The following is a 24,786-nucleotide window of genomic DNA, read 5'->3' on the forward strand; positions in this document are numbered from 1 at the left end:
TTATATGCAACCAACCACACAATCGACCTTGGTACAGGAAAAGATTGGCGGATACAGGTGGACCATCTGTGGCCTCTTGTTTTTCGCCACTACCGTCAATTACCTTGACCGTCAGGTACTCAGTCTGCTGCAGCCCTTGCTGGCGGAGAAATTCGGGTGGTCTAACACAGATTACGCTAACATTGCGGCTGTTTTCCAATTCACCTACGCCATTTCCATGCTTTTTGCGGGGCGCTTTATTGACAAGCTAGGCACCAAAAAAGGGTATGCCTGGGCCTTGATCATCTGGTCTTTGGCAGCTATTCTGCACGCCTACGCAGAGCCTCTTGGCAGAGCGGTGAGTCCGGTTTTCACAGCGATTGGGTTTGCCACGATTCCGGTTTCAGTAATTGGGTTCATGGTAGCCAGGGCTTTCCTGGGCTTCGGGGAATCTGGTAACTTCCCGGCGGCTATCAAGGCTACTGCCGAATATTTCCCTAAAAAGGAACGTTCGCTGGCTACGGGTATCTTCAACTCTGGTTCTAACGTGGGAGCCATTTTGGCGCCGTTGACCGTTCCGTGGATTGCCTCGCATTTGGGCTGGGAATATACCTTCTTCATCATTGGGGCCGTGGGGTTCCTGTGGCTGATTTTCTGGTTCATTTTCTATGACACCCCTGATAGACAAAAAAGAATGTCTGCCCCGGAAAGAGCGTACATCAGCAGCGACAGCGAAGCTGTTCTGGAGCCGGATTCTCCCGCATCGGCGGAGAAAGTGTCTTGGTTCAGCCTGCTCAAATTCAAGCAGACCTGGGCATTCGTCTTCGGTAAATTCATGACCGACGGCGTGTGGTGGTTCTTCCTTTTCTGGCTGCCTGCTTACCTGAAAGCCCAATACGGCCTCACCGGCACCGACGTGATGCTGCCTTTGGGCGTACTCTACAGCATGACCATGTTTGGAAGCATCTTCGGGGGCTGGTTCCCCATGTATTTCATCAATAAAGGCTATAACCCATACGAAGGCCGCATGCGAGCCATGCTCGTAATCGCATTGTTCCCACTGGTAGTTTTGGCGGCGCAGCCGCTGGGCGATGTCAGCTTCTGGTTCCCCGTGATCCTGATCGGGGTTGGCGCTTCAGCCCACCAGGCCTGGAGCGCCAACATCTTCACCACCGTTTCAGACATGTTCCCTAAGAAATCAGTTGCCTCGGTGACCGGTATCGGTGGTATGGCGGGCGGTATCGGCGGAGTGGTCGTAACCAAAATAGGCGGTTACCTATTTGACTATTATGAAAAACTAGGCCATATCGAAACCGGCTACACCATCATGTTCGCGTTCTGCGCGTTGGCCTATTTGGTAGCTTGGGCAGTGATGAAGTCTTTGGTGCCTAAAATGAAGCCGGTTGCTTTGTAAGAAAGCAGATGGGTTATTAGAAAGCCGAACAACATTTAGAGTCCTTTCAAGAGCCTTTAAGTACCAACTTGAAGGCTCTTGTTTTAAACGGCTGTTTCTGGTGTTTCCATTACACCTACGAGCATAAAATCCACTCTCCAACTGCATGAGAAAGGAACGCGTGAACCGGCAGGTGTAAACATCCCCCTTCGCCCATTCAAAGGGCAGGGCCGTTAAGTTCTACATTGGAGGCTTAAACTGCTGTATAGTCCATTGCCTTTCTTGCAGAGTTTGAGGCTAACGCCTCACTGATTTGCAAACTTCAGCTCATTTTAGGTCCAAGTTGAAAACTTGAACCATATCAATTTTTAGAACTTAACGGCCCTGCCTTCATAGGGGGAATCTCTGCTTTGATAGGCAGAAGCCCTTTGCTACTTTCCTCTACACATTGCCAATTCCAGTCTTTCCCGAGCGCGCCTCGCTTTTGGCCCTGGATTGGCAGAACTAAGCGCAAAGTACTTCTCAGGCCGAAAGGGCAGTGCGGGAGGGGAAGACGGGGCCTCGCGGCCGTGAGCGCACGGAGGGAAACAATGTAACAATACAGCACTTGCACCTGCGCATAAAGCGGCACATCCAAGGGAACAGCGTAAGGCATGCACCAAACAAGTCAGAGAATTATGTTTAAAAACCTGTTTTGCCACTACCTATATCTGATTCAATAACCGTCTCAGATAAAGCTCTACCATTCTAGTTACAACTCAACAAAACACGTTAACAAATTCCCAATATACCAGCTTCAACATAGACTAATCCTTAATGCAACAAACTAATTGCCTTCACTTTTCCAAAATCACCTCATAATCCCTAATAAAATCAAAATTTACTTGTAAAGAAGCAATCCCGTCTTTTACTTGCCAATAGCATCAACGCCAAACCCTACTCCTATGGATGGTTCTTCAACCAGCGCCCTGCAAACCTATGACAAACACGTAGGACTGAAATTCCAATTGTACAACAGCTTGTTTACGTCCCTGCCTTTTCACAGGGTAGAGAAGACGGGCGTACTCCTTTCTATCTTTCTATTGCACTGCGAAGAAGGCTTTGCGAAAGAGTTAAGCCCTAATGAAATCATCAGCACGTACTTCAATCAGTACACGCCTTACCGCACTGAGCAGGAGCAGATGGATCTACTCTTCCGGTTTGTGCAGTACGCCGAGCGCCAGGTGGTTCTTTTTGATGCGCTGGAAGACGCCTCTTTCAGGGAGATACACGACATGGCTGGTGCTGGAACCCTCAAACATTTGCAGGCGGAGGTAGAACGAACCCAAACTCAGGCGCAGCTAAAAGAGAAGCTAAAAGATTTCTCTGTAAGGCTGGTGCTCACGGCCCACCCTACCCAGTTTTACCCCAGTGAGGTGTTGGGCATCATCAATGATTTATCTAAAGCGTTGGTCAGCGACAATACCGTGCAGGTAAACAGCTATCTGCGCCAACTGGGGAAAACGCCATTTTTCAAAAACGAGAAGCCATCGCCGTATGATGAAGCCGTTAGCTTGATCTGGTACCTGGAGAATGTCTTCTATCAATCGGCGGGGCAGATCATGACGTTCATGAAAAAACAGTTTCCCGAGGCAGTGTCAGAAGATCATCCTCTGATCAGGTTAGGTTTCTGGCCCGGCGGCGACCGGGACGGAAATCCTTTTGTGACGGCGGACATCACGCTCAAAGTAGCCGAGGCGTTGCGTGGGGCCATCATCAAATCGTATTACCAGGACGTTCGTCGGTTAAAGCGCCGGCTTACGTTTAAAGGCGTTCTGAGCGAGTTGATTGCCCTGGAGGAGAAGCTCTACAATAATCTGTTTTTGCCGGGCTACAAAGCAGACATTTCCAAAGAAGATATTTTGGAGCCCCTGAACAGAATCAAGGAAATCCTGATCAATGATCATAACTACTTGTTCCTGGATCTGGCCGAAAACCTTATCCGGAAAGTAGAACTGTTTGGGTTATTCTTTGCATCCCTGGATGTTCGTCAGGACAGCTCGGCGCACACCGAGGCGCTGGAGACCATTGCCGCCACTACAGCCGCGTTGCCAGAGAACTACGCCCAACTTTCCGCTGACGATAAGATTTCTGCCTTGCTGCAGTCCAACACCACCGTTGACCCTGCCTCGTTAGAGAATGAACTGCACCGCGACACGCTGGAGTCTATGCAGGCCATCAAGACCATTCAGCAAATCAACGGACCGGAAGGCTGTCACCGCTACATCATCAGTCACAGTACCAGCGCGCTGGATGTGATGGAGGTCTTTGGCTTGTTTCTGCTCAGCGGCTGGAAACAGGAGGAGCTTTCAGTAGATATTGTGCCGCTTTTTGAGACCATTGATGACCTCGGGAATGCCCATGACGTAATGGAGGCCTTGTACACCTCTGAGGTATACAGGCGGCATTTGAAGCGGCGCCGGAACATTCAAAGCATTATGCTGGGCTTCTCAGACGGCACCAAAGACGGCGGGTACCTCATGTCTAACTGGAGTATCTACAAAGCCAAGGAAGAACTGACGCTGTTAGCCAAACAGTACGATCTACAGGTTGTCTTCTTTGATGGCCGGGGCGGACCACCTGCCCGGGGGGGCGGAAGTACGCACCAGTTCTACGCCTCCATGGGCCCGAAGATTGCGAGTCAAGAGATTCAGTTGACCATCCAGGGTCAGACCATCAGCTCTAACTTCGGAACCATAGATTCTTCGCAGTTTAACATGGAGCAACTCATTCATGCGGGTATCCAGAATGCCTTGTTCACCGCCCAGGAAACCACGCTTTCAGACGCAGAGGAACAGGTGATGCAGCGCCTGGCAGACGAAAGTTACCAGGCCTACAACTCGCTTAAAAACAACCCCCGCTTTCTGGAGTACCTGAATTACGCCAGTCCGCTCCGGTATTACGCCGAGGCGAACATCGGCAGCCGCCCGTCTAAGCGCAAGCCCGGCAAACTAAACCTAGACGATTTAAGGGCGGTGCCTTACGTGGGTTCCTGGAGCCAGTTAAAGCAGAACTTGCCGGGGTATTTCGGGGTGGGCAGCGCCCTGGAAAAGCTGGAGGCCGAAGGTCAGTGGGAAGCCATTGTAGAATTGTACCAGCGGTCTTTGTTCTTCAGAACCTTGCTGGGTAACTGCGAGATGGCCATGACCAAATGTTTCTTCCCGCTCACGGCGTTTCTAGCCCAGCATCCTACATATGGGGAACTTTGGAACGTCATTCACCAGGAGTTTGAACGCACCAAACAATACGTGCTTCGGCTCACGGGCAACGCGCACCTCATGGCAGACAAACCGGTGAACCTGCATTCCATTCAGATGCGCCAACGCATTGAAATGCCGCTCCTCACCATCCAGCAGTTTGCCCTCACCAAGATAAGGGAGATGGAAGAACAGCAATCCGATACCTCCACCAAAAGCAAATTCGAGAAACTGGTCATGCGCTGCTCCTTCGGGATTATCAACGCCGAACGGAATTCCGCGTAGCGGATGATCAATGCAAGAGGCCGATTCTATTGTAGAATCGGCCTCTTGCTGTTTTAAGGCAATTCTCAGGAAAACAGCCTTAAAAAATGTCTGCATTAGGAATTTGTAGGACGTTACAGGGTAACGTCGCTGCGGAATACAGAATGCAGCCTCGTTACCCTGTAACGAGGTACTCGTGCAAGCCAAGACGCTTTCTACTACTTAAGAAGCACTTTTGCCCCTGGCCTGTACCAAATAATACACCAGCGTGGCAGCGAGTTTGGCTGTCTGGCTGTCTCTATCTAACGTAGGATTTAACTCCACCACATCAAAGGAAACCACTTTCCCGCTACGTATGATTTGCGTCAGTAAAGGCAAAACCGTGTGCGGGGAAAGGCCCAATGCATTGGTCGCGCTGACACCCGGTGCATAGGCGGCGGCAAACACGTCTAGGTCAATGCTCAGGTACAACTTGTCTACTTTGTCCATGAACTGCTGTAGCTTCTCCTGTACCATCTCCACGGCCCCGGATTGCATCTCCTGCGCGGTCACATATTCTGTTCCCAATTCTGAGGCAGTCTGGAAAAGCTGACGGGTATTGCCGTATTCCTGAATGCCGAGACACAGGTAATGGAACAGCCTTCCGGCTGCGTTTTGGTCATCGGCTATCTGGCGGAAAGGCGTACCAGAGCTGGAACCTTGGGCATAGCTGCGAAGGTCGAAATGAGCGTCCAGATTGATGATTCCCAGGTTCTCACTTTCTTTCAGACCATTCTGGACGCCTAAAAAGTGGCCGTACGCCGTTTCATGTCCGCCGCCCAACACAATCGGCTTGAAACCTTTCAGGAGTAACAGCTCCACTTTTCTGCCTAGTTGCGCCTGCGCCTCTTCCAAGTGCTGGTTCGTGCACAACACATCTCCCCCGTCAAACAACTGCACCCCGGCGGGCAGATGCTCCGCGAAAGCGGACATAGCCTGACGGATAGCACCCGGACCGGCGGCGGCTCCTACCCTGCCCTGGTTCCTTCTTACCCCTTCCTCACAACAGAAGCCTAAAAAGACGAAATTTCCGTTCCCGTTTGGCACTTCGCCGGTGAGATCTAGCAACTGGATTACCTGATGCCACCTCAGTCCCAGTTCGCCATCAGGTAGGTCTATTCTTCCTTTCCAAGTTGTTTTATCTGTGGGTTTGTACATATATGGAAGCTAATTTTAATGTAGGGTAAAGGATATTCATAAAAAGTAATCATCTCGCTTGCCTCTGGCGAGTGATATCTTTTACTCATCATTACTTTTCCAGGCCTGTCGGGTACAGAATATTTTCTTATTTTACATCAACAATATCATTTAATAAAAGACAAATCTTCCTACCCTTTCCTGCATGACATTACTCTACGCATTACTTCAAAAATCTATAGAAGAACAGAAACCAGTAACCCTTAGAGTCAACTCATCTGATGGCCCCAAGCTGCACTTCGGCTATTTGCTTGACCAAAACGATGAAACAGTGAGTATCAGGTCTATTTCGCAACAAGGCCTCCCCAATGGTATCACCATCATCAGAACCTCTGATCTTTTTGGGGCAGATTTTGACGATGTTTTCCTGCGCAGATTAGAAGTAAAAGAGGCTAGCCTCCGCAAGCTCTACGCCGACACCTCCGTTCCGGCTATCTTCCATATCGGGAACTGCAGCATTGAAGAGATCCTGCAGCAGGCTTTAAAGGAAGAAAACCTCATCTATGTAAATTTTTATCAGGACTTGGGGCTGTATGGCTTCATCAAAGAAATAAATGAGACCGAATTCCTGATTGAGGTTTATAACACGTTTGGGCAATATGATGGTTTGTCTGTACAATTGATAGAGAACATCAAAAATATCAATTGGGATGATGAAGACACCCGTATCGTGCGCATTCTTTTAGAAAAGCAGAAATCCAGGAATTAGTATGGATGGGGATTTTCTGAAAATGGATGCAGACTTTCTGAAAACACATAGGTACCCCTCTTCTACCGTAATATTCCTTCTTTCCAAACCATGGTTGGCTTCAGTTTTCCCTGGTAGTACAGAATCTCCTGGTAATGGCCGGTGGGGAAAGCAATCATATCGGCTGGCAGGCCGGGGGCCAGTTTTCCCCGGTCTGTGAGTCGAAGGGCGTGGGCGGCGCGGCAGGTAATACCGGCAAGAGTCTCAGCTATGGTCAGTTTCTCGGCAGCTCCCAGTAAGGCTGCCTGCAACAACAAATCGCCCATGGGTGCAGAACCAGGATTCCAGTCCGTAGCAATAGCGACGCAGAGCCCATTATCCAGCATTTGACGGGCGGGCGCATACCGCATACCTAAGCCTAGCGAAGCACCAGGAAGAACGATAGCTACCACGCCGCTTTCCTTCAGCAACGCTACCTCCAGAATGCCGCTGGCCTCCAGATGGTCGGCACTGACGGCTTTTACCTGGGCGGCGACTTTGCTGCCTCCGGTACTGAATTGGTCAGCGTGTACGGTGAGGTCAAAGCCCAGGGCATGGGCAGCTTGCAGGTAAGGCAACGCCTCTGCTTCAGAAAAAGCGGTGTCTTCAATGAAGATATCTACCCGTTGGGCGAGCTTCCGTTCTTTCACTTTTGGCAGCAGTTCTTCTAAAACATGCTGTAAATAGGAGGACGCATCTGCAAACTCAGGCGGACACAGGTGAGCAGCTAGGCACGTGGGCACCAAATCTAAGGGATGCTGCTGGTTTACCTGCTGAATGGCTTCCAGCATTTTGAGTTCCGCTTCTACGGTGAGGCCGTAACCGCTTTTCACCTCACAGGTAGTCACGCCTTCGGCGAGGTGACGATCGCAGCGAACCAGGAGTTCCTGCACCAGTTGGTCTAACGGGGCGGCCCTGGTTTTTGAAACCGTATCCAGAATTCCGCCGCCGCTGTGGGCAATCTCCAGATAACTTTTACCGGCAACCCGCAAGGCGTAATCATTGGCTCGGGAACCCGCGAAACACAGATGCGTGTGGGCATCTATCAACCCCGGCAGCAGCACCATAGGAGTTTTGATTTCCTGCAACTGGTAGTGGTTGGCTTCTGCTTCGCGCGTTAACTGAGCATAGTTGCCTACTTTCTCAATCTTCTTTCCCTTCAGGAGTACGCCTGCATTTTCCAGCACCTCCAGTTGCTCATCGGCGATAGGACCCTCTAAAGGAAGATGCGTCATCGGCAGGATTTGCGTAAAGGGGCCAATAAGCGTCATTACTTCGTCTGGTGCTGCCATGTGGTTTTAAAAGATTAGAATGGGAGGCTCAATCTAATCAGAATTCTTGTTTTCAGGAGCTGAAAGCTATTGAAAGGGTTAGTGGATTTTTCAATAAATGTCCCCCCCCCCGCTCGCCTCTGGCGAGTGTGAGTTACCTGCGGCGTCCCGCCGCTACATGAATCTAGCCTGGTAGTTGTCCATAACTCGGCCAGAGGCCGCAGGTAGCTCACACTCGCCAGAGACGAGCGAGGGGTGTTATTTCCATTTATGGGCTACCTGAAGATGGAAAGCAGCTTGTACTGTTTAGACCTTTATATTAAGTTAAACTGTTTCAACGGTATTTTAAAGAAAAGAGGCCGAAAACACGTTCCTGCATCTTTCATACATCAATGCAAAATGGTTTATTCCTACAACCCTAACCCAAAGGTTCGGACGTTCTCCTGGGCGGTGTCATATCCGGCATCGGCGTGGCGGAAGAGGCCTAGCGCAGGGTCATTGTGCAGCACCCGGCGCAAGCAGCCATCGGCGCGGTCTGTTCCGTCTGCCAAAATCACCATGCCCGCATGCTGGGAGTAGCCCATGCCTACGCCGCCGCCGTGGTGGAAAGAAACCCAGGTGGCGCCGCCGCTGGCATTGGCCATGAGGTTGAGGAGCGGCCAGTCAGAAACCGCATCTGAACCGTCTAACATGCCTTCGGTTTCACGGTAGGGCGAGGCCACAGAGCCGCAGTCCAGGTGGTCACGGCCAATGATAATGGGAGCTTTCACCTTGCCTTCCCGCACCAGTTGGTTGAACAGGAGCCCGGCTTTTTCGCGCTCGCCCATGCCCAGCCAGCAGATACGGCTGGGAAGTCCTTGGAACTCCACGCGCAACTGAGCTTGGTTCAGCCAGTTGATCAGGTGCGTATTCTCCGGGAAAAGTGCTTTCAAGGCTTCATCCGTTACTTGGATATCGGCGGGATCACCGGAGAGCGCCACCCACCGGAACGGGCCTTTGCCTTCGCAGAAAAGCGGCCGGATGTACTCGGGCACAAACCCGGGAATCTGGAACGCGTTGGGTTCGCCGCCCTGCTGCGCGTACTCCCGCAGGTTGTTGCCATAATCAAAGGTGCGGCTGCCGCGGCGCTGTAGTTCCAGCATAAAACCCACGTGGCGGGCCATGCTTTTTAAGGAGCGTTCGCGGTACGCGGCTGGGTCTGCTTCGCGTAACTCCAACGCCTGGGGCAGGCACAGGCCGTGAGGTACATAGCCGTTCAGCGGGTCATGCGCCGAGGTCTGATCTGTAAGAATATCTGGGGTGATGCCGTCCTGGATAAGTTTTTCCAGCACATCGCCAATGTCTCCTACTAGGCCAATAGAGACCGCTTCGCCTTTGTCCCGGGCGGCCAGGGCCAGACGCACGGCCTCGCGGTAATCAAAGGTCATTTTGTCTATGTAGCGGGTCTCCAAACGCTTCCTGATTCTTTCGGGGTCAATGTCTACGCCCAGGAACGTGGCGCCGGCCATGGTAGCCGCCAAGGGTTGAGCGCCGCCCATGCCGCCCAAACCGCCGCTTACCACCAGTTTGTGGCGCAAATCGTTTTCATAATGGAGTCGGCCACAGGCAGCGAAGGTTTCAAAGGTGCCTTGCAGAATGCCCTGGCTGCCAATGTAAATCCAGGAACCGGCCGTCATTTGCCCGTACATCATGAGACCACGCTCGCGCAGTTGGTTGAAATGCTCCCAGGTGGCCCACTTGGGCACCAGATTGCTGTTGGCAATGAGCACGCGCGGGGCCTCGGCGTGGCTTCTGATTTTGCCTACCGGTTTTCCAGACTGAATCAGTAAACTTTCGTCTTCCTCCAGCGTGAGCAGCAGTTCCACAATCTTGCGGGCGTCTTGCGGAGTGCGCGCCGCCTGCCCTGTTCCGCCGTACACAATCAACTGTTCCGGGTCTTCGGCCACTTCTGCGCTCAGGTTGTTCAGAAACATCCGAAGGGCTGCCTCGGCCTGCCAGTTTTTGGCGTGTAGTTGCGGGCCACGCGGAGCAATGTACACCGGGTGGTTGGCATAAGTCTGAATAAATTCCTCTATGGAAAGGGATGAAGCAGGAACAGAAAGCGGTAAGGCAAGGGTATCCATGTAGAAAGAATAGGTTTGGTGCTATGATAGACAGCAATAGCTAAAAACTCCCTTAAGTTACAGACAATTCTCAATAGGATTACAATTTCAGCTGCTATTAAGGGATACATTTTTGTTTTTTAGCCTATTTCCAGAAAAACAAGTGTAAAACGAAGCAGCTATTAGCAAAACCTGGCCTTGAATACCCTGCAAACCACCCTCTGTGGGGTATTCGCGTAAACTCACCTAGAAAGACTACCTTTGTACTGGAAATATGGAAGAACAGAAAAACAATCCGCTGCACGGGAAAACCCTTGAAATGATTCTGGTGCTGTTGGTAGATCACTACGGGTGGGAAGAGTTGGGGGAGCGTATCAGAATCAACAGCTTCACGCACAATCCCAGCATTAAGTCCAGCCTTACCTTTCTGCGCAAAACGCCCTGGGCCCGCAAGAAAGTAGAAGACCTGTATCTAGACACCTTCGCTTAAATTGTTTCATTTTCAGAAACATAGTGCCAAAATCCTGGCGCTCCTTTTTCCGCACACGTATAGTATTCAGAATCAGCAAGAACATGTCAACAGATAACAGACTTCGGCTCAATAAATTCATCAGCGACTCGGGCTTCTGCTCGCGCCGTGAAGCCGACCAGTACATAGAGGAAGGCCGCGTGACCATTAACGGCCGCGATGCCAAGAAAGGTGCTACCGTAAAACCCGGCGACAAAGTAGCCGTGGACGGCGAGGCCATCAGGTCTAAAAAACCGAACGAGCGGCCTATCTACATCGCCTTCAACAAACCCACCGGTCTAACCACCACCACAGACACCAAGGACAAGAAAAACATCATTGACTTTATTGGCTACCCTAAGCGCATTTTCCCCATCGGGCGGTTGGACAATGCCTCTGAAGGCCTCATTTTCCTGACCAACGACGGCGACATTGTGAACAAAATTCTGCGCGCCGATAACAACCATGAGAAGGAATACGTGGTGATGGTAGACAAACCCGTAACAGACGAGTTCATCCGGAACATGAGCAACGGGGTACGTCTGTTTGAGGGCGTGACCAAGAAATGCTTTGTGCAGCAGCAGGGCCACAAGGTGTTCAGGATTGTCTTAACCCAAGGGCTGAACCGCCAGGTAAGACGCATGTGCGAAGCGCTGGGCTACAAAGTGGAAAAGCTGAAGCGCGTGCGCATCATGACCGTGAAACTGGATGACCTGCCTACCGGCCACTGGCGCTACCTGACGCTGGAGGAAATCAAGTCCATCAATCAACTGGTGGCGGAATCTTCTAAAACCGAAGATGCCTCTAGTTGGGGCAAAGAAGCGGCCCGTTCTGCCCGCAAAGCGGATGCCGAGGATGTGCCGGAAGACGAAGATGAGGTAATAGAGGAATTTGGCGTCAAAGTACACAGCGTAGGCAAACCCAAACGAACCTCGGCGGAGTACGAGAACCCCAAATCCAAAGTGGTCCGCAGACCTGCCCCAGATTCCGGCGCCACCCGCCGCATTCCCAAAGACTATACCCCCGGCAGAAGACCGAAGAAAGAGGCAGCCAGCTACGCTGATGATGAACCAGACTTTGCCAGAACTTCCAAGGCACCCGCAGAACGGAGACCCAAACCAGCCACCGGCAAAAACCTGAAAACCAAATCTGAGCACGTTTCCAAGAAAACGCCTCGGTCACCCAAAGGCTCCCTGCCCGCCAGAAACCCCAAAGCAGCCTCGGCCAGAAAACCAAAACCAGGCTCTGACCAGAAACCAACCAGAACCGCCGGTACCCGGGGCAAGGGCCGTAAGTAGTACTCCCGGCTCTTCTGGTGCCGAAGAATCTGCTTTGGCATTAATTTAGAAAGGGATAGCATTTTGAGCCTGAAATTCAATAATCAGGCTCAAAACGCTGTCCCTTTTTTGCAGATAAGCCTAAGCTGTAACAATTCAAACGCCAAAAGTAAACCTTAGAAAAGGCTTTGCAGGAATCTATGGATTGTGTATTTATAAATGTATATTTTACAGTTATATTTAGCAAAACAAGCCTAAAAGGGAAACTCGGTTGAATATGAACGGTACAAACCACATGAACTCCAGTAAATACCTGAAACTCCTCCTTGCGGTGACGCTCTTCCTCAGCGGATGGGCTGTGCCCGCACAGAAACTGAAGAAGAACCAGTTTGACAACCCGTTGGCCGCGCAACGCGCTGACCCGCACGTTTGGAAAGCTTCTGATGGCACGTATTACTTCATTTCCAGCGTGCCCGAGTACGACCGCATTGAACTACGGAAGTCCAAGACCATCAACGGCATAAAAAAAGCACAACCTGTGGTGGTGTGGCGCAAGCACACCAAAGGCCCCATGGGCAATCACATCTGGGCGCCTGAGTTGCACCAGATAGCGGGGAAATGGTACATCTACTTCGCGGCCGGTTCAGTGGAAGACAAATGGGCGATACGCAAATACGCTTTGTCTAATGCCTCGGCAGACCCCACCCAAGGCGAATGGAAAGAGGAAGGCGAGATTGTGAGCAAACCCAATCAGTTCACCTTAGATGCCACTACCTTTGAGCACAAGGGCCAACGCTACATGCTGTGGGTAGATCGGGCCTCTAACAAGGAGGTGAACACGGGCATCTATATCGCTAAAATGACTAGCCCCACCACGCTGGGTGACCAACAGGTAGTCATTACCCAACCAGAATATGCGTGGGAACGGAAAGGGCATAACGTAAACGAAGCTCCGGCTGTCATCATCCGAAACGGCAAGGTGTTCATGACCTTCTCGGCCAGCGCCACCGATGCCAACTACTGCCTGGGCTTACTCTGGGCAGATGAAAATGCCGACCTCCTGAACCCCACCTCCTGGCACAAATTACCCGAACCGGTTTTCTCCACCAACGAGGCGCTCAAGCGTTTCGGGCCGGGGCACAACAGCTTTATTGTGGCTGAGGACGGCAAAACCGACATTATGATTTACCACGCCCGCGACTATAAAGACATCAAAGGCGAGCCCTTGTATGACCCCAACCGCCATACCCGCGCCCGGGTCCTCAGATGGACCAAAGACGGCCTACCAGATTTCGGGCAAGAACTGAGTGACAATGAAATGGCGGTGAAAAAGGGAAAGAAACGGTAGTGTTATTTTGGTATTTATTGTTGAAAAGTAAAACAAGTGGTTTTTATTCTTTATCCATTTCTAGCCACAACTTCTCTTCATTTACCCCAAACGCATACTTCTTCAGTACTTTGGTTATTTCTATAAACGAAACAGAGGAGTTGACAGCTTCTTTTATAGTTTCACCTTCTGCAGATTGGGTAATAATATCGTCATCCTTGTCAACACAGCGGTTGATAGCTTCTTTAAGCTCCGCTATATTATAATTTCCTGTTTCCCTCCATTCCAGGGTAACGTCGAGCTTAGGGTTATAAAATGTGTTTGCCAGCAATCGAGTGATGAAGTCGTTCTTAAACTTTGCAGACTTGTAAAGATAATTCCACTTTACTCCTTTGCTGTCAAATGCAACGTTATTGTCATTTTGTTTAATAAGTCCAAAAGCCGTCGCTCTAGAATAGCCTTCCTCGCTTTGCATCAATTCTAACACTTCTTCATTATAAATCGAGATGAGCGGGAAGGTTGGTTTTTCCATTTTCTTTATTTTACGATTTGTGCCAACGGCCTCGTGTATGATACGTGCGAGGTCGTCGGCCTTAGCATGCCTCATGCACGAGATGTTATAGGGCGTTTTTCTTCTTTTTTATAGATAGAATTCTTGCGAAACAGTAAATTTTGCAGGGAAGAATATTCTCTCCTTACTGGAACTGTTAATCTTCTTTACTAAATCAGGAAGTAGGTATGTTGCCTTGAGAGTAGTGTCGTTGGCTAGTTCTAAGACCATGAATGGTTTGCCAATAGATTTCTTACTTGTTTTCCTTATTGCCTTTAGAATATCGAAGTCGCTGTATTTACTGTCAATCAACTTGTCCCAGTAGACAATGATTTTACCGTCTTTAATCGTGTATGGGTAGTAAAGCCAACACTCAGAAGAGTATGAAACATTAAGAGTATCCTTGTGTCGAGGTTCGAAATGCAAAGCTAGAGAGGCGGCGCTGTCGCTAAATTCAACCCATGTGTTTTGTTTCCTTTTTTGAACTACCTGCTCAATTTTCTGGAAGGTAACTCTGCCAGTATCCTGTTCTAAGCTGTATATTCTTTCTGTTGCCAGCGCCTTAGTCAGAGATGAAGCAAGGGTCGATTTGACTTGGTAATAAGTCAAAGAGGTACCAACTATCAGTATAAAAATAAGCTGTTTCAATTTTTAGTTTATTAATGCTCTATAACTACTGTAATAACGTAAAACTTAAATTTATTAGCACTATATGCGTTGGTGAACTACACAGCAAAGTAGGCTTCTATTTTCTTGTTAAAATATTGATAATTCAAAGAAATCCAACCTGACGGTGTTCTTGCCAGAAACCAAGGCGAGGTAACGGATAGTTGCGCTCTTCGCTTAAAAAGTCGTTCTTCGTCTAGAGTTTTACCCTTTCAACTTTTCGCCATGACGCCCTCTGCTTACGAAGAAAAGATTTTGCAGGAACTGCGGGAGTGGCAACAGCAGATGCAGAAGGAGCCGTCTTTGATGAACCAGTTCACTAGGGGCATGCAGCAGAAGTTGAACAGCTACATTCCAGAGAAAGTCCACAAGGCCATCACCGCTGCCATTAAACAGATGATTAGGGCGGTGCTGTTCGGGGCGAAGTATACCACCAGCAAATCCTTGCCGCCTGCTACCCTGGAGTGGAGGGAAGCGGCGGTTTTAGAACGCATTGACTTTTACAAGAAAACGGCCGCTGCCGAAGGAGGCATTACCGGGGCCGGAGGCATCCTGCTCGGCCTCGCCGATTTCCCCCTTCTGTTGGGCATCAAATTGAAGATGCTCTTTGACATTGCGGCCCTCTACGGCCACTCTGTAGAAGATTACCGCGAGCGGATTTACTTGTTACACATTTTCCAATTGGCCTTTAGCGGACAGCAACAGAAGCGCGAGGTGTACCTGCAGATGGTAGATTGGGAAACCCAGAAACTCCATCTCCCCGAAGACATTCACCAGTTTGATTGGCGTACTTTCCAGCAAGAATACCGGGACTATATTGACCTGGCAAAAATGGCGCAGCTCATTCCTATCATTGGGGCTCCGGTGGGCGCGGTGGTCAATTACCGGCTACTCCAGAAGTTAGGGATCACGGCCATGAACGCCTACCGCATGCGCTGGAAAGAACAATCTTTTCTGGATTTGCTTCCGCCAACAGATGCCTCTGGGCTCTGAGAAAATCTTACTTATGCTCTCCTTTTTTAACCAGTATGCCTCTCTATTTTTTAGGTATTTTCTTAAAAACAGCCTTAAAAGGCAAGTTCACCCTCAACTCATCTATCTAAGATTAGTCCTATCAAAAGCACGCTGCAACCATTAATATCTGGAAACGTTGCAAAGAGCAGCACTACTGGCGCGGCTGGTAAGTACTATCAGTAATATTATATGTCCCTAATCCTTACCACTATGAAAAAACACTATCCCTATAGTCTGGCCGTTGCGGCTCTGCTATTGTTTAATTCCTGCGCCACCAACCCGGTTACCGGTAAACGGGACATCAACTTTGTGTCTGAAGAACAAGAGATTGCCATGGGCTTGCAGTCAGATCCCGAGATTGTGGCCCAGTTCGGCTTGGTGGAAAATCCAACGTTGCAGCGCTTCATCCAGGAGAAGGGCTCCCAAATGGCCGCCATTTCGCACCGCCCTAACCTGAAATATGAATTCAAGATTGTAGATACTCCGGTGCTGAACGCCTTTGCGGTGCCCGGCGGCTATGTATATTTTACCCGGGGCATTATGGCGCACTTTAACAGTGAGGCGCAGTTTGCCGGGGTATTGGGCCATGAGATAGGGCACATTACGGCCCGGCACTCGGCGCAGCAGCAAAGCAAATCTACCATAGCGCAAGTTCTGCTCATGGGCGGTATGATTGCCTCCCCTACCCTGGCCCAATACGGCAATGAGCTTTCACAGGGGGCCAGTCTTTTGTTCCTGAAATTCGGGCGCGATGATGAGCGCCAGTCAGATGAGTTGGGCGTGGAATATTCCACCAAAATTGGGTATGACGCCAGCCACATGGCAGATTTCTTCCAGACCTTGCAGCGCCAGACGCAACAAAGCGGACAGGAAGAGATCCCTACGTTCATGTCCAGCCACCCTAACCCCGGCGACCGTTATAACACCGTGCACCAATTAGCCGACCAGTGGAAAAAGCAAACCAACGCCACTAACTTGAAAGAGGGTCGGGACAGCTATCTGCGCATGCTGGAAGGTTTGATTTACGGCGATGACCCCAAACAGGGCTTCGTGGAAAATAACATCTTTTACCACCCAGAGCTGAAATTCCAGTTCCCTATTCCCACCGGCTGGCAACACCAGAACACCCCGCAACAGGTGCAGATGGCCCCGCAGGACGGCAAAGCGATGATGTTTTTGCGTCTGGCCCAGGGCACCTCGTTAGAAGCTGCTGCCCAGAAAATGCTCACCGACAATCAACTGCAAGCCATTGAATCTAAGCAAGTGACCGTAAATGGCTTGCCTGCTTTGGCCGTTATGGCGCAACAGGCTCCCCAACAGCAGCAGCAGCAACAAGCCCAGCAACAGCAAGCGGCTCCCATTCAGGCATTGAGTTACTTTATTCAGTACGGAGGCATGATTTACAACATTACGGGTGTCTCCGCGGCTACTGATTTCAATACCTATTTCCCGGCGTTCAGTGCCACCGCCCAGAACTTCCGCCAACTTACCGACCAGGAAAAAATCAACCGCAAGCCCGAGGTAGTGCGCATCAAAACCGTCAAAACACCGGGCACGCTGTCTCAGGTGCTTCGGTCCTACAACGTGCCAGACAAACGTCTGGAAGAAATGGCCATTCTCAACGGCATGCAGTTAACTGACAAGATAGCCGCTAATACTTTGATTAAAGTGGTTCAGAAGTAACACCCTCCACATCGGCCTTAAAGGAAAGCCGCTTCTGAGAAGGAGCGGCTTTTTATTTGGGAGGTGTTTTCTCAAGGGTAATACCAAATAGTACTTTGGTTCAAGTTGCTGGCGCGAGCGTCCCGCTCGCGCCAGCAACGGTACGGATACCGACAATCCATTCTATAATGTTGACTGTCTCCGTTCATTTAATTCCTGAAGTTCTGGGTAATCATTAACCGCCGGTCGCTGCCTTGCAGCACGCCAATACCTACCCGGCCAAACTGAGTTCGCAGAATATTGGCGCGGTGCCCCGGCGAGTTCATTAAACCATTATGCGCAATGTCTAGGGTTGGAGCTAGCGCCAGATTCTCCCCGGCCCACCTGAAGGGGACGCGCGCTTTCCTGATGCGGTCAAATGGGCTCCAGCCTTCGGGGGTGTAGTGGGAGAAATAGCCGCGCCGGAACATGTCTTCAGAGTGCAGGCGGGCTACGCGACGCAGAGAGGTATCGGCGGCAAGCGGTTTCAGGTTTTCTTTGGCGCGTTCTTCGTTAACCAGTTGCAGCATTTCGGCCTCCAGGTCTGGGCGAGGCTTCATGCTGGTGACTTTGTAGGGCAGTTCAATCATCTCATCAGAGCCGGGCTGCACCGTAAGTTTGCGCATGGTGCGGTTCATGGCTTCGCCGAAGACGGGCGTTAAGGCCATTTCGGCTTTGTCTGAAACGGTAGATAATTGTGACGCCAACCGGCTTTCCTGCACCTCGTCCTGCACGCCCTGCGGCAACGGGAATGCGGTGAGCAATACCACTACAATAATGGCGGTCACCAGGCCGCTGAAGAAGCCGGGCAACAAGCCCAACACCTGATTCCCCCTGTTGCGGTGAATGGTAGACGGAAGTTGGGCAAGCACCCATTCGCCCAGCATCTGAATAAAAATACTGGCCAGTAACGCCACCAGAAAAAAGGAAATGGGCAATAACCACAGCTCGTTCCAGTCCACCACCGTACCCAGCCAATCTGCTACGTACGGGTACAAACTCAACCCAATGAGCAGACTGCCCACCCACCTGATCAGATCCAGCATTCCGTAGGCAAACCCACGGTACCAACCGGTCCAGAGATTGGTGAGCACGATAAACAAAAGAAGGAGGTCTATATAGTTCATAGGCTTAGATGCGGTGACGTACCTTTGCTGAAAATGGCCCGAAGCACCGGCTCATTTGTTTTCTTTTACCGCTGTCTGCCTTATTCTGTTACCCAACTAATGCGGTAAAGCACGGGATAAGTACTGTATTTAGTCTCCTTCCGGCGCCATTCCCGTATATCTTTCCATAAAACAACCGCATACATGGACAAGAAAACAGTCATTCATGACGAAGATGATTCCAGGTTTTACATAGACTTGGACGGAGAAGAGGCCGAACTCACGTACTCTATCACTGAGAAAAGGGAATTTGACCTAGACTATACGTTTGTGCCCGAAGGCTTCCGCAACCGGGGCCTGGCCGATCAGTTAGTGAAAAACGCCCTGGACCACATACGCGCCCAGAAAATGAAATTTGTGGCGTCTTGTCCCGTGGTGGAAGCCTACGTAAAGCGGCACCCCGAATACAAAGAATTCATGTCTGAAGGCTAACCTTAACGCTCCAAAATAGCCCAGTTGGTGATACGCCGATTTAGAGGTTGTTTTCCAAAAACGGCCTTAAATCAGCCAGGCTATTTTACGTACGTGCGCCCACGCAAATGAAAGCCGATAGCAAAACTTGTAGTACCTTCGCGTTTCTACTATGCGTACGCTTTCAACCATGAAAACTATCTCCATCATAGGAACCGGGCTTATTGGCGGTTCGGCTGCGTTAGACCTCAAAAAAGCTGGTTTCGCGGCCGAACTGATTGGGGTGGAACAGAACCCCCAGAACGCTGCCCAGGCGGTGGAAATAGGTTTAGTGAACCGGGTGCTGCCTCTGCCCGAAGCCGCCGCGCTTTCAGATGTCATTCTGGTGGCTATTCCGGTGACGGCTATTCAGAAACTGTTGCCTTCCCTGCTGGACCTAGTGCCGCCGCAGACGGTAGTCATTGATCTGGGCTCCACTAAAAGTCTCTTGTGCGAAGCTGTGAAAACGCACCCCAACCGTGCCCAGTTTGTGGCCGCCCACCCCATTGCCGGTACTGAGAATTCGGGCCCCACCGCCGCGCTGGAAGGGCTGTACCAGGGCAAGATGAACATTATCTGCGAGAAAGAACTCTCTTCCGCTCACGCGTTGGCTACCGCCGAGGCACTCTTTTCGGTGCTGGGTCTGAACACCATCTACATGCAGCCCGAGGAGCACGACAAGCACGTGGCCTACGTGTCGCACCTGTCGCACGTGAGTTCGTTTCTGCTGGGTTTAACGGTGCTGGACGTAGAGAAAGACGAACGAAACATCTTCACCCTGGCAGGTTCTGGTTTCGCGTCTACGGTGCGTCTGGCCAAAAGCTCGCCAGATATGTGGGCTCCCATCTTTGAGCAGAACGCCCATTTCCTGAGCCACGCCCTGGGCGAGTACATCAAACATTTGCAGCAGTTTCAGCAGTGCCTCCAGCACGGCCAAACCGACCAGTTGTACCACATGATGCAACAGGCCAACCAGATTAGACCAGTATTGGATGGTATTGCGCAGTCGGCTCCGGTGAAGTAACGCTGTTTTGAAGGTGTTTTCTGTAAACCAAGTCTGAAACAGAATATACCGGTTGCATCCATTTCGGGATATCCCGTTGCTTTTCTGTATTTGTACTGAATTTGAGAAATCAGCCCAAAATAGGGCAGTAGGTTCCTGCTTTGCTTAACCTCACCCTTCTTCTCCCGTACGCTTTTGGAAAGAACATTTTACCAGACAAAACCGGAGCGCGATGGCTATCACTGATTTTCTGAATAAGATCAAAAAAGAGTGGGAAGTACTAAAGGGAGAGGAATCCAAAGACAAGTTTTTCTACAACGAGAACACGTACCCAGACGAAGCCTCCGCCCGCCAGGAGTTCACCCGCACCAAGCAGAAACTGTTTGACGTGAACAGTTGGTCTACCCTGACCGGCGTCAACTCCACTTTTCAGCTCTATGATAAGCAAGGGCATCCGTCCAACGCGACCAAAGTGCGGGTGGGAGATTTCATGCAGATCATTCTGCCTGCCTCACCCATTGAGAACTGGGTGAGCGTAATTGAAGTAGTGGAGGAAGAAGACGCCGCCCAGTTTGTGGTACGCCCCTGCCCTAAACCCGAACCACAAAAAGACGCCCTGGATGGCGACGAAGTAAAACATTTCTTCACCGATGACGCCACCAGCACCTTCCGGGTAGTGCGCGAGGGTACCAAGATCATGGGTATGGAAATTGGCCGAGACGAAAAACCCAATAACCAAGGCGAGCAATCGGGTGGCCGCGCCGTCCTGAACACGCTTATCTCAGCCGGCGGCTGGGCTGGTTTTCAGACGCTGCAATGGGGTAAGATCACGCGGTATTACGTGCATTTAGAGGAGGGAAAATAGGCAAAGCCAAAGCAGAGAATGGACCTTGGAAAGGAAAAAAGATTTATCCTTTCAGCATCAATCTGCTTTCTTAGGCCGAAATCTGCCTAGCATGAGGTTGACGTTTATGCCGCCGTACTGCACTTTTCGGCTGTAGTGAAATTCTCCGCCAAGGCTGAAACCCAACGAATGCCATGGACAAACAATCATTTCCCCACGGGCACTTAGCCCCAGGAGATGATAGGTCTTGCTGTCATACTCAAAAGATGAACTGGTGATGATTCCACCAAACCCTCCATTTTTTGCCCGCTTAATGTTGTAGGGCATTTCATAACGAACATAGGCGGGCCCTGCGGTAAAAGAAAACCCGATGCCGTTGCTCACATACCTTACCTTTCCTAGAGAAAAATTAAATTCTTCAAGATGATGTTTGGGCTGATCGTTGCCAAACAAGGCAGTACTTGGCCCAAACCTTGTCTCATGGAATTCTGTCAGGTAAACCCGCGCCGCCCAAACCAAATCCTTTCTGGTCTCCCGCACAAAGGAACCGTTGGCTACCGTCTTTGCCTTGGAATCAACAGGAAACAGGGATCCCAGTTGCCCAAAGTTTCGGGCCTGCTTTACCCCGGTAGAATCCTGTGCCCAACAGAAGGTACCTGACAGTAACAAGCTAAAGATCGCTACTACTGCTCTCATGCGTTTGGGGTTAAGTTTATTTCTACTTTGGAGGAAAACTATCTAAACGGAATCTGGTAAAAACCTATTATTTTATAAGTGTCATTAGCAACAATTTCAAAGTAAGAAAAAGCCCTTTATTGTACGCCCGGCCAGAGGTCACGAACTTACTAAGCCATCACCTTCCCATTTTCCAACCGTAACACTTCGGTGACGCAGTCCGGGATCTCGCCTGGATAGTGCGTCACATACAGCAGGGTGGTACTGCTTTGGCTACAGATTGCGTCTACAATCTGCTTAAAGCGCGTCTGCTGCCGGTCGTCCATGCCCTGGCAAGGTTCATCCAAAATTAGTAGCGGCGGGTGCTTGATCAAAGCGCGGGCCAGCAGGCAGAGCCGCTGGGTGCTGGCAGACACCCTTCTGAGCGATTTCTGGGCCTCTTCGGCAATACCCAGCAACTCTAGCCATTGCCTGGCTTTTGCCGCATTGGCGGGTTGACTTTTCCTGAACAGCCCCAGCGTATCATAGAGGCCGGACTCTACCACCTGCAAGCAGCTCTGCTGGTGCGGAAAAAACTGAAACAACTCTGGAGACACAAACCCGATTTTCTTTTTGATGTCCCAGATGGTTTCGCCGGTGCCGCGCTGGCGGTCAAAAAGGATCAGGTCTTTGGAAAATGCCTGCGGATTATCGCCGTTGAGCAAACTCAGCAGCGTGGTCTTTCCGGCGCCGTTGTGACCCAACACTGCCCAACGCTCTCCCTGCCGCACGTGCCAATTTACCCCATCCAGCACCGTCTTGTCGCCGTAGGTCACCGTTACATTTTTCAGCTCGGCTATAGTAGAAAACTCCGGCGGCTCCTCCCCTGACAACAGCTCCGCCAGCAAATCTGCATTAAAAGCACCCTTGCTTTGGTCTTCTGTTTTCAGGGCCTTAAACAATGCTTTGGGCTGCGCCGACAAAATCTGGCCTTTCTCCAGATGCGCTACATGCGTGATTACTTCCGGGATTTCCTGAGCAGAAGTTGCCAGAATAACCGTTACGCCCGAGGAGGTAATTTCTTGTAGGAGAGCGTTGAAGGCGGCCCGGGTTTCTACATCCAACCCCGTCAGGGGCATATCCAGGAGGAGCAATTTTGGGTTCTGGAGCATGGCGGCTGCCATGAGTAACCGCTTGGTCTCCCCATTTGAAAGCTTGATTAGTTGCTTCTGCAGCAATTCCGTGAGACGGAAAGAAACGATCACCTGGGCATACGTCCATTTAGAAGGGGCTCCGCCGGTTGGCTGCACCGAGGTCAGGTATTCTTCCACAGTAGGCGCGTCTTCTGCCTCGGTGGAATGGTAGCGTTGCTGGTAGTAAAAGTCGTGGGTGTTGGAAGAGAAGTTCTTGAAGGCGTGCTTCTGCCCCACCATAGCCAGCAAATTACGGAAGGAAAAGAAGATATCTGGGGCTGCCTGCTTTTCCAGAAACTCCTCATAAAATCCATAACGCACCTGGCCGCCCATCACGCTCAGTTTACCGGCAATGGCCTTGAGCAAGGTGCTTTTCCCCGAGCCACTCTCGCCCACCAAGGCCCATTGTTCACCGGGTTGCACCTCAAACGAAAGGTCACGAAAGAGAACTTGATTTTGATGTTTGATGGTGACGTTCTGGAGGGATAGGAATGGACGAGACATGCGCTGAAAGTTGATCTACCCGCTTGTAAAGACTCAGCGGTATCTGAAAGATAACAGATTCAGGCTGCCAAACCAATTCTAAAACCTCTGAATAGGCTATAAACGTTTCTGGCCTGCTTTCAGGAAAGCAGGCCAGAAACAAAGTCTACAATGAAAAAACCGAAAGAAGCATTAAACGGGCAAAGCCTCAGAGTACACTTTTCCGAACCTATCGGTCACTTCAATCTTAATCTGTTTGGCTCCCGCCGAGGGTTTGGCCCAGAACAAATGATCTGTCATGGTGGGATCCACGAACTTGTGCTTGGCAGGCAGATCTGGTCCGGCGTGCAGTTGCACCGAGAGCGGGTCCAGGCCCGTTTCCTGTTTCATTTCGCCTTTGCGTACGCCGTCTTCAAACCAGGTCACTTTCCACTCCGGGTCCCAGTTCCAGACGTTGACCACGAACTCCTCGGGGCGGTCCTTCACGGTGCCTTTCGGGTAGATCCTGAACTGATGGTCGCGGTCATGACCTACTGATTTGTAGTACCATTTCATCTCGGAACCATTCACCTCGTACACGCCGTAGCCGCTGGGTGAACCGTCGGTACAGATGGGACCCGTCCACCAGGCACCGCACACCGCTCCGTGGGTGTGTTCAATGATTTCGCCCTCTATCACTTTCTCGCAGATGTGCGTGTGGCCTGACATGATGTGCGCTTTGTAGGGCTTCAGCAGGCGGTACAGTTCCTTGCGGTTAGACACCACGCCACCCAGTGACTCATCTTTGAGCTTCATGCGTCTTTTCTCACCGCTGTTCACCGGAATGTGCACCGAGACCACCACCATGCTGCCCGGCTTCACATAACTTAAATCCTGCTCCAGCCACTGCAATTGCTTCTCGGTGAGATAGCCAATGTAGCGTTTGGCAGTGCCTATGAAGAAGACATCGTCCAGTACCACGTAATGCACCTCGCCCCGGTTAAAGGAATAGTACGTGGGGCCAAAAAGTTTCGTAAAAGTGTCAGCAGAGCCGTCATCGGTGCGGGCGGTGAGATCCATGTCGTGGTTGCCTATGACCTGGTAAAACGGGATGCCTGAGATCCCGATGGCTTTCTGGTAATCCTCGAACAACTCAAACTTGTCCCACACCAGGTCTCCGCACCCGATGCCATGAAAAAGCGTGTCTTTGCCGTAGCCGTCCACCAGTTTCTTCAGATCCGGCGCTGATACGTTCACCAGTTCCTCGGCGTCTTTCTTGTTGATCATCTGCGGATCGGCCCATACCACAAAATTGTGCCTGGAATCGTCCTGCGTTAGTTTCTTCAACTCAAAATCAGCGGTGAAACTGGACTTACCGGCCGGAATGGACTGGTAGAATCTTGCCACGCCTTTTTCCTGCGGAATTTCGTAGCCGCGTGGCACGGAGATGTACACAAACCGCGCGGTGGCGTTGCTTTCCAGAGTGTACTTACCGGCATTATCGGTGGCCACCATATTGATGCCATCAGAAACCACCACCCCAGGGATTCCCTTGCCGCCGGATTGCACCTTTCCTTTGATGCCCACTGCGGACAGATCAACTTTTTGGTCGGTGGCTTTTTTGATGGCTTGCGCCTGTACAGCGCCCATGGGCAAGGTTAACCCAAGGCCTAATGTGCCAATACTCTGAAGGAATTTTCTTCTAAACATGTGATTATTGAGGGAATGTGTTATTGAGAGAATGAATGATTGAGGGAATGAGA

The 24,786-nt window shown here is 50.8% G+C and carries 20 protein-coding genes; 11 read left to right on the forward strand and 9 right to left on the reverse strand.

Translation table 11 applies throughout. The annotated features are described in order from the left end of the window. Positions 1-4 precede the first annotated feature (4 nt). Both ACY0JR_RS12365 and ACY0JR_RS12370 read left to right on the forward strand, forming a co-directional pair. Positions 5-1,393 carry an MFS transporter gene (locus tag ACY0JR_RS12365; protein ID WP_462634405.1) on the forward strand — a complete coding sequence of 463 codons (1,389 nt, stop codon included), beginning with the start codon at positions 5-7 and terminating at the stop codon, positions 1,391-1,393. Positions 1,394-2,316: 923 nt separating this feature from the next. Next, on the forward strand, positions 2,317-4,893 hold the full coding sequence (locus ACY0JR_RS12370; protein ID WP_462634406.1) for a phosphoenolpyruvate carboxylase: 2,577 nt from the start codon (positions 2,317-2,319) through the stop codon (positions 4,891-4,893). A gap of 201 nt (positions 4,894-5,094) precedes the next feature. On the opposite strand, the gene hutG is transcribed toward ACY0JR_RS12370, so the two are convergent. Beyond that, positions 5,095-6,069, reverse strand: a complete 975-nt coding sequence (gene hutG / locus ACY0JR_RS12375; RefSeq protein WP_462634407.1) for a formimidoylglutamase — start codon at positions 6,067-6,069, stop codon at positions 5,095-5,097. A 184-nt stretch (positions 6,070-6,253) separates the two neighbouring features. Between hutG and ACY0JR_RS12380 the strand changes: the two genes are divergently transcribed. Further along, positions 6,254-6,817 (forward strand): hypothetical protein, encoded by a 564-nt coding sequence (locus ACY0JR_RS12380; RefSeq protein WP_462634408.1) that lies wholly within the window; start codon positions 6,254-6,256, stop codon positions 6,815-6,817. A 62-nt stretch (positions 6,818-6,879) separates the two neighbouring features. On the opposite strand, the gene hutI is transcribed toward ACY0JR_RS12380, so the two are convergent. Continuing rightward, positions 6,880-8,127: an imidazolonepropionase gene (hutI, locus tag ACY0JR_RS12385; protein ID WP_462634409.1), complete on the reverse strand. Its 1,248-nt coding sequence runs from the start codon at positions 8,125-8,127 to the stop codon at positions 6,880-6,882. 389 nt (positions 8,128-8,516) lie between these two features. Beyond that, positions 8,517-10,229: a urocanate hydratase gene (hutU, locus tag ACY0JR_RS12390; RefSeq protein ID WP_462634410.1), complete on the reverse strand. Its 1,713-nt coding sequence runs from the start codon at positions 10,227-10,229 to the stop codon at positions 8,517-8,519. A gap of 253 nt (positions 10,230-10,482) precedes the next feature. Between hutU and ACY0JR_RS12395 the strand changes: the two genes are divergently transcribed. The 3 genes from ACY0JR_RS12395 to ACY0JR_RS12405 all read left to right on the forward strand — a co-directional run bounded on the left by ACY0JR_RS12395 (position 10,483) and on the right by ACY0JR_RS12405 (position 13,341). Beyond that, positions 10,483-10,698, forward strand: coding sequence for a VF530 family protein (locus tag ACY0JR_RS12395; RefSeq protein ID WP_462634411.1), 216 nt, complete (start codon positions 10,483-10,485; stop codon positions 10,696-10,698). 83 nt (positions 10,699-10,781) lie between these two features. Then, positions 10,782-12,014, forward strand: coding sequence for a 23S rRNA pseudouridine(2604) synthase RluF (gene rluF / locus ACY0JR_RS12400; RefSeq protein ID WP_462634412.1), 1,233 nt, complete (start codon positions 10,782-10,784; stop codon positions 12,012-12,014). A 274-nt stretch (positions 12,015-12,288) separates the two neighbouring features. After that, entirely contained in the window at positions 12,289-13,341 is a 1,053-nt protein-coding gene (locus ACY0JR_RS12405; RefSeq protein WP_462634413.1) for a glycoside hydrolase family 43 protein, read from the forward strand. Between the two features lie 43 nt (positions 13,342-13,384). On the opposite strand, the gene ACY0JR_RS12410 is transcribed toward ACY0JR_RS12405, so the two are convergent. Together ACY0JR_RS12410 and ACY0JR_RS12415 are read right to left on the reverse strand one after the other, a co-directional pair. Beyond that, a complete protein-coding gene (locus ACY0JR_RS12410) occupies positions 13,385-13,852 on the reverse strand; it encodes a hypothetical protein (RefSeq protein ID WP_462634414.1) in 468 nt (155 codons plus the stop codon). Positions 13,853-13,960: 108 nt separating this feature from the next. Continuing rightward, positions 13,961-14,518 carry a hypothetical protein gene (locus ACY0JR_RS12415; RefSeq protein ID WP_462634415.1) on the reverse strand — a complete coding sequence of 186 codons (558 nt, stop codon included), beginning with the start codon at positions 14,516-14,518 and terminating at the stop codon, positions 13,961-13,963. Between the two features lie 243 nt (positions 14,519-14,761). Between ACY0JR_RS12415 and ACY0JR_RS12420 the strand changes: the two genes are divergently transcribed. Together ACY0JR_RS12420 and ACY0JR_RS12425 are read left to right on the forward strand one after the other, a co-directional pair. Then, a complete protein-coding gene (locus ACY0JR_RS12420; protein ID WP_462634416.1) occupies positions 14,762-15,529 on the forward strand; it encodes an EcsC family protein in 768 nt (255 codons plus the stop codon). Positions 15,530-15,760: 231 nt separating this feature from the next. Then, complete coding sequence (locus ACY0JR_RS12425; protein WP_462634417.1) at positions 15,761-17,233, forward strand: M48 family metalloprotease; 1,473 nt, start codon at positions 15,761-15,763, stop codon at positions 17,231-17,233. A 188-nt stretch (positions 17,234-17,421) separates the two neighbouring features. Here the strand turns inward: ACY0JR_RS12425 and ACY0JR_RS12430 are convergent, their stop codons facing one another. Then, entirely contained in the window at positions 17,422-18,378 is a 957-nt protein-coding gene (locus ACY0JR_RS12430) for a CvpA family protein (protein ID WP_462634418.1), read from the reverse strand. 183 nt (positions 18,379-18,561) lie between these two features. On the opposite strand from ACY0JR_RS12430, the gene ACY0JR_RS12435 reads away from it, so the two are divergent. From ACY0JR_RS12435 to ACY0JR_RS12445, 3 genes are all read left to right on the forward strand, one after another. Next, complete coding sequence (locus tag ACY0JR_RS12435) at positions 18,562-18,849, forward strand: GNAT family N-acetyltransferase (RefSeq protein WP_462634419.1); 288 nt, start codon at positions 18,562-18,564, stop codon at positions 18,847-18,849. A gap of 169 nt (positions 18,850-19,018) precedes the next feature. Next, positions 19,019-19,891: a prephenate dehydrogenase gene (locus tag ACY0JR_RS12440; protein WP_462634420.1), complete on the forward strand. Its 873-nt coding sequence runs from the start codon at positions 19,019-19,021 to the stop codon at positions 19,889-19,891. A 211-nt stretch (positions 19,892-20,102) separates the two neighbouring features. Then, positions 20,103-20,735, forward strand: a complete 633-nt coding sequence (locus ACY0JR_RS12445) for a hypothetical protein (protein WP_462634421.1) — start codon at positions 20,103-20,105, stop codon at positions 20,733-20,735. Between the two features lie 57 nt (positions 20,736-20,792). On the opposite strand, the gene ACY0JR_RS12450 is transcribed toward ACY0JR_RS12445, so the two are convergent. The 3 genes from ACY0JR_RS12450 to ACY0JR_RS12460 all read right to left on the reverse strand — a co-directional run bounded on the left by ACY0JR_RS12450 (position 20,793) and on the right by ACY0JR_RS12460 (position 24,733). Continuing rightward, positions 20,793-21,410, reverse strand: a complete 618-nt coding sequence (locus ACY0JR_RS12450) for a hypothetical protein (RefSeq protein ID WP_462634422.1) — start codon at positions 21,408-21,410, stop codon at positions 20,793-20,795. A gap of 149 nt (positions 21,411-21,559) precedes the next feature. Continuing rightward, positions 21,560-23,065 (reverse strand): ATP-binding cassette domain-containing protein, encoded by a 1,506-nt coding sequence (locus ACY0JR_RS12455; RefSeq protein ID WP_462634423.1) that lies wholly within the window; start codon positions 23,063-23,065, stop codon positions 21,560-21,562. Between the two features lie 171 nt (positions 23,066-23,236). Continuing rightward, a complete protein-coding gene (locus ACY0JR_RS12460; RefSeq protein WP_462634424.1) occupies positions 23,237-24,733 on the reverse strand; it encodes a calcineurin-like phosphoesterase C-terminal domain-containing protein in 1,497 nt (498 codons plus the stop codon). Positions 24,734-24,786: the final 53 nt, after the last annotated feature.

This window comes from Rufibacter sp. JT3400010, assembly GCF_054956755.1.